Source organism: Pseudomonas sp. KH_017 (assembly GCF_057840285.1).
This window is the reverse complement of record NZ_CM174509.1, coordinates 4,960,663-4,974,444: the sequence shown is the minus strand read 5'-3', so window position 1 is coordinate 4,974,444 and position 13,782 is coordinate 4,960,663. Positions and strand designations below refer to the sequence as shown.

General features: G+C 54.8%; 7 protein-coding genes. 5 read left to right on the top strand and 2 right to left on the bottom strand.

Annotation, left to right across the window (positions count from 1 at the left end):
* The first annotated feature begins 233 nt into the window (after nt 1–233).
* The 5 genes from AC3IT6_RS22550 to AC3IT6_RS22530 are packed head-to-tail and all read left to right on the top strand — an operon-like array spanning nt 234 to nt 10,020.
* Nucleotides 234–2,852 carry a sigma-70 family RNA polymerase sigma factor gene (locus AC3IT6_RS22550; RefSeq protein ID WP_489352895.1) on the top strand — a complete coding sequence of 873 codons (2,619 nt, stop codon included), beginning with the start codon at nt 234–236 and terminating at the stop codon, nt 2,850–2,852.
* A 38-nt stretch (nt 2,853–2,890) separates the two neighbouring features.
* Complete coding sequence (locus AC3IT6_RS22545; RefSeq protein ID WP_489352893.1) at nt 2,891–4,384, top strand: ATP-binding protein; 1,494 nt, start codon at nt 2,891–2,893, stop codon at nt 4,382–4,384.
* A complete protein-coding gene (locus AC3IT6_RS22540; protein WP_489352891.1) occupies nt 4,381–7,257 on the top strand; it encodes a Z1 domain-containing protein in 2,877 nt (958 codons plus the stop codon). The genes AC3IT6_RS22545 and AC3IT6_RS22540 overlap by 4 nt, the downstream gene beginning before the upstream one ends.
* Complete coding sequence (locus AC3IT6_RS22535) at nt 7,241–8,251, top strand: PD-(D/E)XK motif protein (protein WP_489352889.1); 1,011 nt, start codon at nt 7,241–7,243, stop codon at nt 8,249–8,251. The genes AC3IT6_RS22540 and AC3IT6_RS22535 overlap by 17 nt, the downstream gene beginning before the upstream one ends.
* Nucleotides 8,248–10,020, top strand: a complete 1,773-nt coding sequence (locus tag AC3IT6_RS22530; protein ID WP_489352887.1) for an AIPR family protein — start codon at nt 8,248–8,250, stop codon at nt 10,018–10,020. The genes AC3IT6_RS22535 and AC3IT6_RS22530 overlap by 4 nt, the downstream gene beginning before the upstream one ends.
* A gap of 174 nt (nt 10,021–10,194) precedes the next feature.
* On the opposite strand, the gene AC3IT6_RS22525 is transcribed toward AC3IT6_RS22530, so the two are convergent.
* Both AC3IT6_RS22525 and AC3IT6_RS22520 read right to left on the bottom strand, forming a co-directional pair.
* A complete protein-coding gene (locus tag AC3IT6_RS22525) occupies nt 10,195–11,781 on the bottom strand; it encodes a DNA cytosine methyltransferase (RefSeq protein WP_489352885.1) in 1,587 nt (528 codons plus the stop codon).
* A 414-nt stretch (nt 11,782–12,195) separates the two neighbouring features.
* Nucleotides 12,196–13,443, bottom strand: a complete 1,248-nt coding sequence (locus AC3IT6_RS22520) for a ribonucleotide-diphosphate reductase subunit beta (protein WP_007978181.1) — start codon at nt 13,441–13,443, stop codon at nt 12,196–12,198.
* Nucleotides 13,444–13,782: the final 339 nt, after the last annotated feature.

Sequence of the window (13,782 nt, the reverse complement as noted above, 5' to 3'; positions counted from 1 at the left end):
CAAATTTATTGATGACATATCAAGATAAGTGATTTCTCAAAGGCTCACATTCAATCACTTTGTCATTAAGGTCACGCCAGCTTTGAGGTTGCCCATGGTTTCGCAAGTCTTAAAGGAGTGAAACATGGACAAGGAGTCGCCCCTGAAAATAGATGTATGCAGTCAACTCATTTCTCGAGTCGTTGTTACCGAAGCGACTTATGAGGCTTACGCATGGGTATGTGGGGCGCTCCGTGGCTAAGCTGAACCCTCTGCTACGCATGGCAACCATTGCTGGTGTCGAGGTTGCAGTCAAACTTCACATCGCGCGGGGCGACGACCTCAACGCCCGCGACGCTGGAGGTGCTACTCCTCTGATGCTGGCCTCTGGCCGAAGGAAAAAGGGCATTGTGCAGTTGCTTCTGGCTGCTGGCGCAAAGCCGGAGCTTCTCGACCCCGAAGGCAGGAACGCTCTCCAATACGCGGAGAAGGGTGAGTGTGGCCAATGCATCGCTCTGTTGAGAGAGGCTCTTGGTTTTTCTGGGCAAGTAAATGAAAACGACGTAAGCGGTGAAGATTCGCCTCAGACCGACGTGCGGACGATGGAGTCTTTTCATCCCCCCTTCTTGAGCGAATCGTCGTATCACGACGCGGAGGATGAAAAGGCTGAGGTGGCGTCTCAGTTCGATGAAGAAGTAGCTGTGTTCGACACCCTCCCAGCTCTTGAGCCCGCTATCTGTGAGGAGCAGCCTTGCACCCGAATTGGCGAGTATATCGTCGTGGCCGCCGAGGCGGAGGCGCACCCAAATCTGATCGACCTTGACGACGAGCCACTCGATTGGGGATTCGAAGGTGACTGGGTGGCGGAGTCCGAAGCGGTTGCCCCAGAGGGGGACATAACCGTAGCTGAAGAAATCAGCGCACTTCAAGGAACGATAGGTCGGCACAAGGCGATCGACACCGATGTGGAATGGGACGATGTCGATCTGTTTCTTCCAGAAAGGGCTCTTCCCTTAGCGAGTGATGATGGCGGGGGCATCCGTGGCCTGCTCTTCCGGGGACTGCGCGAAGGTACAGTATCCGAGACAGCTCTTATCGATGTATGTCTAGGCGCTGACATCACCCGCAATGAAGACGCTGAACGTCTTCTGACTTTCGTTTTAGGCGATCTCGGCGTTGTGATCGATGAGTGGACGGGATTGGCCGAGCAGTCGGATCTTCTCGAGCCGACAACTGATGAAGAGTTGAGGTTATCAGATGCCTTAGAGTTCGTAGAAGACCTGGCATCAGGTCGCAACGAGCCGCTGAGGTTTTACGCAAAGGGGTTGAAAAAAGACCTACTACAGGCAGCAGAGGAAATCGCTTTAGGTCGGGAGATGGAGGGCGCAAGGGGACAGGCGCTGGATGCGCTCTCTTGTTGGTCCTTGGGCCTTGGTGTCGTTTTTGAAGCTGCCGACAAGGTAGCTCGCGGGGAAGCAAGTCATGAGGCGTTCACCTCTCGAGATGATCTTGTTGGCGAAGGTGAAGGTAACGAGAACTCAAGTGAGACACCTTCCCGTGAGGAAGTTGAGTACGAGGACGATGAATTCGGACTCGATTCGGTCGCAGCAACCTTTGTCTCTGCAGTTTCAGCTGCACGTTCTGCCGGCAATGACTCCTTGAAAGTCCGTGATGCGCTTGCCGCCGCCAATCTTTCCCGAGTTTTTCTCATCGAGCTTTCGAGAAAGGCAGATTGTGATTTGGCAGGTGCAGGCTTCTCTTCTGCGATTCGACGCCAGGAAGCGGCGCGGGAAAGGATGATTCTTTCCAACCTTCGCTTGGTGCTTTCTATAGCCAATAAGTATCGATGGTCTGAGCTTCCTTTTGATGATCTTGTGCAGGAAGGCAACATAGGTTTGATGAGGGCGGTCGAACGCTTCGACTGGCGCAAAGGGTTCAGGTTTTCCACTTATGCGACATGGTGGATTCGCCAGCAAATTTCGCGTGCAATTGCTAATCAGGAGCGAGCGGTCCGTGTTCCCGTTCACATGCAAGACTTGGCAAGGAGTATTTTACGTGAGCGGGATAAGTTTGAGTTTCAGATGGGGGGGGCTGAAAGCGAACGTGAAACATCCCATCGAACGGGGATAGCCCTCGATAAGCTCAAGCTTCTTTTGACCGTATTCGAGAAGGTCAGCAGTTTGGACGAACGCTTTGGAGGCTCCACAACCTCCTTGCTCGATATCCTCTTGGAGGAGGAACCATCAGACCCGGCGATTGCAGCAGAAAACGCTTCCTTACGGGCAATTTTGTTAGACATGATTGGAGAACTTGACGAACGTTCGGCCAAGGTTATCACTCTCCGTTTTGGCTTGGGTCATGATGACGCCATGACCTTGGAAGAGATTGGGTCCCTATTTGATGTCACTCGTGAGCGTATTCGACAAATCGAATCGAAGGCACTTAGAAAGCTATGCCATCCGATAAGAATGGAAAAGTTAGCCTTGTATGTGGGCGACTACTTTGAGGCAAAACAGTCCCTGTCCTCAGGGGACCAGCCAGGGGCGGTCACAACTGAATGTGCCAAGCAACACGGTGCAGGTGAGCCTCGTCAATCGGTAGCTAAGGGTTTGGAGAACGTTCATCAGGTCTTAGATGAGTCTGCTTTGTCCGAGCCTCCTGCGGAGACAAGTGTCATTCCTCACGAGCGACGTTTATTCGATCTTCTAGAAGAAGCTAGGGCTCTTGGCCTTCGCGTTGAAGAGCAACCTTCTGGTGATGGCCGAATTCACGTATTACTGCCAGCACAGCCGGATGCTCGGGTTAGTAAAGTAGCTCGCCGGATGGTTGATATCGGTTTCACACTTCTTTCTGGAACTACTTACGTCAAATGAACGAACGCACCAGGTATGCCCCGCCGCGAGCTGGCGCGATGCTGGAAGCCCTACGTGGCCTCGGATATTCGACCGCCGCAGCTTTAGCTGATGTGATTGACAATGGTGTTTCCGCCGGAGCATCAGAAATTCATGTGACGTTCGCTTGGGATGGTGAGAGAAGTCGGATTTCCATCTTGGACAACGGGCGAGGCATGGACGACTCTGAGTTAGAGGCAGCAATGACTCTTGGGGCTAAGAGTCCCCTCGATGACCGTGCGCCTAGTGATCTCGGGCGATTTGGGATGGGCTTAAAAACCGCTTCCTTCTCTCAATGTCGCTGTCTCACTGTTGCGTCTAAACGGATGAATGGTCCAGTTTCCTGCCTGCGTTGGGATCTCGATGCCATTGCGGCATCGACGGATGTTGGCTGGAGGATGTTTGAAGGGGCGGCGCGAGGCTCTGAAGCTTTCGTTAAGCCAGCCGATGCACTTCACTCCGGAACAATAGTCCTCTGGGAGCAGTTGGATCGAATTGTCACGCCTGGCTATACCCTCGACCACTTTGCCGACTTGGTAGACGATGTGGAGCTACGTCTGGCAATGGTTTTCCATCGCCTGTTAGAAGGGGCGAGCCCGACTTTCCGGCTGTTCCTCAACGACAAGTTGGTTAGTCCGTGGGATCCCTTTATGACAGGGCACCCTGCGAAGCCTTGGCATTCTCCAGTCGCCCGAATCATCACGCCATCAGGCATCGTGGAGGCCCAATGTCATGTTCTACCACACAAAGATCGGCTTTCCGAAGAGGAATTCCGTAGGGCGGGGGGAGCAGAAGGGTGGACCTCTCAACAAGGATTTTACGTATATCGAAACCATCGTTTGCTTCTGGCAGGCGGATGGCTTGGGATTGGGCAGGGACGCGCATGGAACCGAGAGGAGCCTCACCGGCTTGCCAGGATCAGGTTGGACATCCCTAATACTGCCGACTCCGCTTGGAAGATCGACGTCAAGAAGTCCACTGCTCGACCTCCCGTAACCGTGCGTCCATGGCTTACGAAGTTGGCCGAGGATACGAGAGAAAGAGCCAGAAGAGTCTTTGCTTATCGTGGTACGCCAATACCCGGGCCGGGAGGGCTCAAGATTGAGCACCAGGCATGGCGTGTCGATAGGCTCAAGGATGGTGTTCGGTACCGCATCGACGAGAGGCATCCGGCGGTTGCTGCGGTAATTGAGGCGGTTGGCGGTAATGCTGACCTTGTTCGGGCCATGTTACGCGTCGTCGAGGAGACAGTGCCTGTCCAGCGGATATGGCTCGACACAGCTGAAAACAAGGATACCCCAAAGACCGGCTTTTCAGGAGAACCCGAGACGGCTCCCGATGGCGTCAGAACGGTCCTTCTGACGCTCTTTCGAGATATGGTCGGGCGGCGAGGAATGAGCCCCGAGATGGCTGTCACTTCCCTGTCCTTGACGGAGCCTTTTCAGAACTACCCCAATCTCGTCGCGTCCCTTCCGAGTCTCGCGGCGATACCCGACGAAGGGAAAGCAGGATGACGGAAGAGCAGAACAAGGTATTTCAGCGAGTCGTCAGCGTCACTCAGACCTTCTTGGTTGAGGCTATGGAGAAGGGCTCGGTCACGCCCACGCTCATCGCCGAGAAAGTCGACTTTGTCGCGACTCATATGGCCCCGGGCGAAAACGTTGACCGGAAAAAGGCCGTCGCAGAACTCATTCGTCGATTCAGCCTCTGGATCGGCGGAGCGTCCACGCTATCAGACAAGACTGGTCATAAGGACTGGCTTATCGCCGCCCGCAGAAAAGACTGGCGCTACTGGCAGCGCTACCGCGATTTCCTTGAGAGCCAGATCTCTGTCAAGGCTGTGGACGCCTTGGACGATGCGACCAACAAAATCCTCGAACTGCTTGAGGACCCGCTTCGCGAGGAGGGCTGGGACAGGCGCGGACTCGTCGTCGGACATGTCCAGTCCGGTAAGACGGGTAACTACACGGGGCTGATTTGCAAAGCGGCCGACGCGGGCTACAAGATCATCATTGTGCTTGCCGGCCTCCATAACAATCTGCGTTCCCAGACCCAGATTCGCCTAGAGGAGGGCTTCCTCGGCTACGAGACCTCGGCGAAGAACGACGTCGTACGCTACATCGGGGTCGGCGAGAACGGGCGCGACTCCGAGATCCGCCCCAACTGCGCGACGAACCGCTCGGACAATGGCGACTTCAACACTAAGGTCGCGAAACACCTAGCTATCTCCCCGGAGCAGAGGCCTTGGCTATTCGTCGTCAAAAAGAACAAGACGGTGCTAGATCGCCTCCTCAAATGGATTCGCAATCATGTCGCGGACTCTAAGGACGCGGACGGCCGTCCGCTAGTATCAGGCTTTCCTCTGCTTTTGATCGACGACGAGGCCGATCACGCCTCGGTCGATACCGGGGACCAAGTGGTAAGCAAGGACGGCTCCGTGGACGACGAATACCAGCCGAAGGCCATCAATAGCCGCATCCGAAAAATCCTCCACTCCTTCTCCCGAAAAGCCTATGTGGGATACACCGCTACGCCGTTCGCTAACATCTTCATTGATCGGCGCAAGGCGACCAAGGAGGAGGGGGCTGACTTGTTCCCGCAGTCTTTCATCATCAACATCTCTGCACCATCGAATTACGTCGGCCCTGCCCGTGTCTTTGGACTGCGCGCGACAGAGGGCAGAGCTGGAGGCCTACCCTTGACTCGCGAGGTTGACGATCAGGCGGCCGAGACAGGAGAGGGCGGCTGGATGCCTCCTCGGCACGACAAGAACCACGTTCCCCTGTTCAAAGGGCGCGACGAAGTGCCCCCATCCCTTAGGGAGGCAGTCTCGGCTTTCGTTCTGGTCTGCGCCGTCCGGGTCCTACGTGGACAGGGTCGCAGACACTGCTCGATGTTGATTCACGTAACTCGCTACACCGCCGTTCAGGAGGAGGTTCGTCGCCAGGTCGAGAATCTAGTCAGGGGCTATCGCCAGCAGATAGAACGCGGCTTCGAGAAAGACAAGTTAATGGCGGAGTGGCGGGAGCTCTGGGACTCCGACTTCGCTCCGACGTCGGCCGCCGTAGCAACGGCCATGGGTGAGACGGGCGGTGAGTTCGACCTCCCGGAATGGGAAGACGTAGAAGCTGTTCTGGCGGATGTTCTGGGAGACTTGGCGAGTAGCGTCAGGGCGATCAATGGTTCGGCGGGGGACGTCCTCGATTATGCGGAACGCGAAGAGACCGGGCTGAAGGTCATCGCCGTCGGCGGCGACAAACTCGCGCGAGGCCTGACCCTCGAGGGGCTCTGCGTCAGTTACTTCGTGAGAACCACGAAGATGTACGACACCCTGATGCAGATGGGCCGTTGGTTCGGCTACCGTCCCGGATACCTCGATATCTGCCGCCTCTATACGACCTCTGACCTCGTGGAGTGGTTCGGGCACATCACCGATGCAGCGGAGGAGCTTCGCCAAGAGTTCGACACCATGGCTAAGGTACATGCCACCCCCGAGAATTACGGAATGAAGGTTCAGTCGCACCCCGTTCTTATGGTTACCTCGCCTATCAAGATGCGCAGCGCCAAGAGTCTGCAAGTCTCCTTCTGCGGATCGGTACTTGAGACCGTCGCCTTTCATCGTGACTCCTCTGTCATCGAGAAGAATCTAGTAGTCATGGAGAGGCTCCTCGACGCTGCTGGAACTCCTGCGGAGAGCGGCTCAATCGTCCGGAAGCGAGGCGAGAACACTCAAGAGTGGAAGGGGTTTCTCTGGAGTAACGTTCCGGCCGAGCACGTGATCGAGTTCTTCTCCGGGTATCTGACTCACCCTGCCGCGCGGAAGGTAAACAGCGCCGTGCTGGCCGACTTCGTGAAGGTGATGGCAGGAAGGGGGGAGCTCACGTCTTGGACCATTGCACTTGTAGGCGGTAGCGAAGGAGCAGATTGCGTAATCTGCGGAAAATATGCGCTAGGAAACATGATTGTTCGAAACCAAAATCCAAGTTCGAAAGGGGAGCATTACTCCATCGGGCGCCTTCTATCACCCAGAGACGAGTCGATCGATCTCGATGAGGACGCTTGGATGGCCGCTCTGAATCTCACAGTCGAAGATAGGATGATGGACCCTGCGCGAAGGACGGAAGAGACAGGCAAGGAGCCGCCTAAAGCCCCGAGCGGGGGCTTCGTTCGACAGGTTCGAGGGTTAGGTGCGAAAGGAGTCCTTGGCCATCCCGAGCGAGGCCTTCTACTTATATACCCCATTGACCCTTGCGGTGCAGGACTTCCGGTGGACGCTCATCCGGTCATTGGCTTCGGAGTGAGTTTTCCCGCGAGCCGCTCGACGGCAACCGTCAAGTACGAAGTGGATCACTTGCTCTGGGAGACTGAGTATGCGCCGGCCGATTGACGAGTTCGTCGCAGCTTGGGACGCACTCTCCGGGAGTCGAGGGGAGGAGGGCGGCTGGCTTGGCATCGCAGTGACTTCCGTCGGTAAGTGCGAACTCATGGCGGCCCGGCGCTGCCCGGGCAACGAAGAGTCTCTTCTTGTTCGCTTCCCGACGGCCCGCCTAGGATCGTCCGAACGACTGCCCGAGGGCAGGGGGTTCGAGGTCGTCCGGGCGGATCCTCGTGGCGACGGCAAGACTTGGATAGCCCTGTCGCGCAAGGAGTCCGGCAGCCCCGAGCTGTTCTCAGAGATGGTAGGTGATGTCGCCGGAGCCATGGACGCTTCCACTGGAGAGGGCGAGGATGCCGTTTTGCGGACAATGTTGCGCAGGGTTCGCATGTGGCAGCAGTTCATGTCCCGTGGGGCGGTTCCTCTCAGTCCCGAGGCGGAGCTTGGTCTGGTGGGCGAACTCGTCTTTATGGTCGCTCTAATGGATTCGGGAATTTCGACTGAGGAAGTGCTCAGAGGCTGGGTTGGGCCCGACGACGCTCTGCAGGATTTTCTGTTGGGTGACGGAGCGATTGAGGTAAAGGCGACGATGTCCTCGTCTGGCTTCCCAGTGAAGATAGCCTCCCTTGAACAGTTGGACGACTCGGTGGCATCGCCACTCTTTCTCGCTGCCGTCCGGTTCGCTCGTGAGGATGATGGACTCACCCTCCCTGAAATTGTTGCGGAGGCCGAGCAACGCCTCGGCGGCGAGCCAGGAGCGGTCGATTTCCTCAAAGATAGATTGATGGTTGCCGGTTACACCGAAATCCACTCGAGGCATTACACCCGAAGGTTCGAGCGGAAGGAAATGCGAGTTTTCTCCGTGTCTGAGGGCTTCCCTCGGTTGACTACAGGAACCGTCCCTGTCGGTGTAACGCGAGCCCTATACGAAATCAATTTGGACCACGCTGGGGACTTCCTGTTGGATCTCGAGGCGGCTCTCAAACTATTAGGAGTAAATGGATGACACTTGATGATTTTTTCACTGAGACCCGGGGCGAGATAGCGACGCTGATGTCTGACGGCCCCCCCTTTGGTGAACTCGTTTTTTCCGAAGTGGTGATGCAGCATCTCGTTGATGCGGGAATGACTTTCGACCCAGTTGTCTGCCACTTTCAGGGGAAGGTCGGAAATGCGAATTTGCGCTTGAGCGGTTATGCCATGTCTGAAGACGCTGACCAGCTTGACCTGTTCGTAAGTCTGTACGAAGGCTTCGAAAGCCTGAACCCGATTCCCGATCAAGACGTCAAGACAGCGGCGGCCCAATGTGTTCGCTTCTTGGAGCTCTGTGCAGCTGGTCGCATTGCCGAAAAGCTTGATCCGTCAAGTGACGTCCATTCCCTGGCGCTGACGATTCGAGAAATTTACGACGGGCTTGAACAGGTACGTGTTTACGTACTTACGGACGGTATAGCCAAGTCGAAGAGCTTCAAAGCCCGAGACGTTGGCGGAAAGCACGTGAAGCTTGAAGTCATGGATATTGAGCGACTTTTTCGCCATCGTTCTGAAGGTAAGCCACGTGATGAGCTTGTCGTTGACTTCAATGAGGTGTCAGGTTCTCCACTGCCGTGCGTTTTCGTACCAGGCGAAACAGGGGACTATGACTATGCACTTACCGCAATCCCTGGTGAGGCGCTTCGGTTCGTTTATGAAAAATTTGGACCTCGCCTGCTTGAGGCCAATGTGCGCTCATTCTTAAGCGTGAAGGCCAAGGGCGTGAATGCGGGACTCCAGAATACTTTGCGGAGTGCCCCGGAAAGATTCATGGCCTATAACAACGGAATAGTATTAGTCGCTGATGAGATGCGGCTGGATCGTACCGCAGATGGATCACCAGGCATCGCTTGGTTGCGTGGCATGCAAATCGTTAATGGTGGCCAAACTACAGCTTCAATTTTCTTCGCCAAGAAAAAATATGCAGAAACGGATTTGAGCAAAGTTCGCGTTCCAGCCAAAATCATCGTTATGAAAGAGCAAGATCCTGCAAAAGAGGAGGCTCTTGTCTCCGATATTTCGCGCTATGCCAACAGTCAAAATGCTGTGCGGCAATCAGATCTATCAGCCAATAAACCATTCCATGTTGATATTGAGCGGTTATCGCTTTCGGTCTATTGCCCTGATGGCATGGGCCGATGGTTCTACGAGAGGGCTGCGGGCAGTTACAACACTCTACTCTCACGTGAAGGTGTCACTCCAGCTAAGCTTCGCGCCCTGAGGGAGTCTGTACCAACCTCGAGGAAAATAACAAAAACTGAGTTGGCAAAGTACTCTACTGCGTGGGATGGCCAAGCTGATGTTGTCAGTCTTGGCGCACAGAAGTGCTTTGACCGGTTCATGTCTGGTATGACTGACGTTGAAGCTAAAGGTACAGTTTTTACTCCGGATGTTTCTTATTTTAAGGCTATTGTCTCGAAAGCTCTGTTATTCAAGGCTGTCCACAAGACTGCGCGACCATTAGTGCCTGCGTTTCTCGCGAACGTTGCGGCTTACACTGTTGCATTAATTTCTCAAGCTTATGGCCAGTCCTTTAACCATGAGCGTGTCTGGAGTAGACAGGGTATTTCTCCTCAGCTTGTTAAGCAGATCGAAATTTGGGCTCGGGAGGTCAATGATCGTCTTCATGAGACAGCAAATGGGAGGATGATCTCTGAATGGGCAAAGCGTCCAGAGTGTCTAGAGGCAATGTTCTCTCGACCGTTCTCTCCTCCCTTGGCAGATATTCCTGAGGCGCTCTGACATCCCATGACCCAGACAGAAAGCTCAAAACTATGCGCAGGCTTAGTAAGTCGCGAATTTTCATTGGCTGAGGTTGGCTGAGAATTCGCCGGATAGTTTCGGGGCGGAAGGGCTGACTGCCCCCCTTAAACTATCCGGCGCAGATTGCGCTGCTCGATAGTCTGTCTTGTTCGATCAAATGCCAAGTGACGCTTGGCGGTTTTTCCCTGAACGATAGGAATCGATGATTTCAGCGACAACAGCTGCGATCTTTCTAGCAAGAAGCGGCGGGACTGCGTTTCCGATTTGTGTGTACTGCTGTGTTCTATTTCCCTCGAAGAAGTAATTGTCAGGAAAAGTCTGCAGTCGCGCGGCTTCGCGAACAGTCAAACTGCGGCACTGGCTTGGGTCCGGGTGAATGTAGTAATGACCATCTTTAGCTATGTGGGCGACAACTGTGGTAGACGGACCATCTTCCATTTGAACTCTGAAACGGTCACTAAAGGGAACGGAATCGGAAGACACGTTTTCATGAGCTGGCAGGAGTTGGGCAGGGAATTGGTGTATTTTTGGTGAGGTGCCGTTCAACCGTGCGTAGCTTGCTGCAAAAATATACCTATGCAGGTCAGAGCGCATATGGCTCCGAGCCTCATGCTGTAGCACCCCATTCAGTCTGGGGTCGAGAAACCACTCACGTTGCTTGGCACTCATTTCTGGAACTACTTTCCAGGGTATGAATCCACTGCCATTAGATTTCAGCCGCTGTGCTTTAACAGCCGCATCCTTCATGGTATCTATTAAATCCCCCCAACCAGCCACATAGGGCCGTAAAAGCATAGAGCTGGCCTCATCCAAGGCTGAGAGCCAGGCTTCGAGGGAATCTCCTCCCCTTGAAATTTTGCTCCGTATTGGAGGGAGTCCTGATAAAGCCTGCCCAACTGTGAAAACCGTTTTGCTGGGTTCCATTACAAGCTTTTGCGGACGCTCTAATAGAGCAGGACAGCTCGAGGCAACGTCAGAGCGAACCCCAAGCAGGATAACCCTGTGTCGAGCCTGAGGAAGACCGTGACGTTCCGCTTGAATGACAAAGTCATGTGGATCTGGTTTCTCCACATCTTTAGGGACGACTAAGGAACGGATGTTGTACGAAAGATCGCCACCAGGAGTCGAGAGGTCCTCGAGAATTTGCTGGAAAATGTTCGAGCCGCTGTGCTTCGAGGACAGTATGCCTTTCACGTTCTCCATGACGAAGATCGTCGGTTTGAACTCGCGAATAATCCGCAGATACTCTTTGTAGAGAAAGTGCTTCTCGTCGCTTTCAAACTCCTCTTGGCTCTCGCGTGTTCGACGGGCACGTCCTGCTACTGAGTATGCTTGGCACGGCGGGCCGCCAATGAGTACCCATTCATCTGCGTCTATCAGGGCTTCCCTGATCCAATTGTCGACCTCATCGGGCGAAATTTTACCAAGCTCTGCGAGCTTAGCTTCTTGTGCAGCCTCCACTGCTTCTGCCGGTACGTCCGGATGCTTGAAAAGCTCTTCACGAGTGATTTCGCCCCGGACGTATTGGTAGTAAGCCTCCGGTGCTTCGCCTTTTGGAAAAGCGCGAAACAATGCGCGGAGGGATAAAGTCGCGTGAGCGACAGGATCTTTCTCGATCGAGACACGTAGCTGAAACTTACGTACTCCCTTCTCAGGGCCACCGATTGAAGAGAATCCCTCCCCGAGTCCGCCCGGGCCGGCAAAGAGGTCGATGACCGGGATAGAATCCTTATATTTCATTGATTTAGTCGATGCGCCTAAGACGAAAATAAAAAAAGCGCACTGTAGCGCTCAGGTGAGTTGCGGCCCCGAAGTGACACGCCCTATATGCGATAAATGGTAACGGTTCACTAGGTACCGGGCAAGAAATGAACTTTAAGTAGAGGTGCCGAATTCCACCGAATGTAGGTACGCGGTAAGGCTTCCGGCCCAGTTCATTTTGTAGCAAAGGCCTCAACGGTCGGGCTGTCATAACGGTTAGGAGTTTTGAGTGGCCATTGAGGTGGAAACTGCTGTAAGTGTTGTAGGTATTTTCTAAGCGTGAGGGGGGGAATATCCATGGCCGAACAAAAAAGCCCCGATCAGATCGGGGCTTTCAGTTTTTCGATTTTTCGATGTATGACACCATCGTCAAATCACGGAGAAACTAGGGAATCAATCCCAGCTCAAAGCCCCACCAGTCTGATACTCAATAACCCGAGTCTCAAAGAAGTTCTTCTCTTTCTTCAAGTCCATGATCTCGCTCATCCAAGGGAACGGGTTAGTGGTCCCTGGGTACTCTTCCTTCAAACCGATCTGCGACAGGCGACGGTTAGCGATGAACTTGAGGTAGTCCTCCATCATCGCCGCGTTCATGCCCAACACGCCACGAGGCATGGTGTCACGAGCGTATTCGATCTCCAGCTGAGTACCCTGCAGAATCATCTGCGAAGCTTCTTCCTTCATCTCGGCATCCCACAAGTGCGGGTTTTCGATTTTGATCTGGTTGATCACGTCGATGCCGAAGTTCAGGTGCATGGATTCGTCGCGCAGGATGTACTGGAACTGCTCGGCGACGCCGGTCATTTTGTTGCGGCGGCCCATGGAGAGGATCTGGGTGAAGCCGCAGTAGAAGAAGATGCCTTCCAGAACGCAGTAGTAGGCGATCAGGTTGCGCAGCAGTTCTTTGTCGGTTTCGACGGTGCCGGTTTCGAACTTCGGATCGGAGATCGAGCGGGTGTATTTCAGGCCCCAGGTGGCTTTTTTCGCGACCGACGGGATCTCGTGGTACATGTTGAAGATTTCGCCTTCATCCATGGCCAGCGATTCGATGCAGTACTGGTAGGCGTGGGTGTGGATCGCCTCTTCGAAAGCCTGGCGCAGGATGTACTGGCGGCATTCCGGGTTGGTGATCAGGCGGTACACGGCCAGGACCAGGTTGTTGGCAACCAGGGAGTCGGCGGTGGAGAAGAAGCCGAGGTTGCGCATCACGATGCGGCGTTCGTCGTCGGTCAGGCCTTCCGGGTTTTTCCAGAGGGCGATGTCGGCGGTCATGTTGACTTCTTGCGGCATCCAGTGGTTTGCGCAGCCGTCCAGGTATTTCTGCCAGGCCCAGTCGTACTTGAAGGGTACGAGTTGGTTGAGGTCGGCGCGGCAGTTGATCATGCGCTTTTCGTCAACGGCGACACGGGCGGAGGCGCCTTCGAGTTCGGCGAGGCCTTCGGCGACGTCGAGGGAATCCAGGGCGGCTTTGGCGCGGGCAACGGCGGCGGAGTCAGCGGCGGTCACGGCGCGGGCTTCCAGGGCGGCGGCACCGCCAGCGCTGTCGAGACGGTCCATGTTGGCTTCGGTGGCGTGGCCAGCGTTGGCGCTCTTGACTGCTACTTCCGTGTCTTCTTTGTCGAATTCGTCCCAGCTCAGCATGACGTGTCGTCTCCTGCGTGAGGGCCAGTGTGCCCGTGTGAAAATGGATAGGTCAGTTTTTCACACGGCCTTACTGGCCGCGTTGGATCTAAAGGAATCGTTTTTTGCAGCAGCTATACGCAGGCATCAAACAGAATTTGTACGGGGTTCCGAGAGCCACTGATGGGCGCAGCAAGCTTTGATCGCTTGTGCGGGGCTTCAGACTGGCTTTTTATCCCTGTAAGGGAATATTGCAGGCCCGTTTAAGGCCGCATTATAGGGAAGTTTTGCGTGCTGTGGTGCGGCGAAATGGCTCACGGATCGGTCGACGGGGGCCGTTTTTCGGTCGGAGTGAGGGTT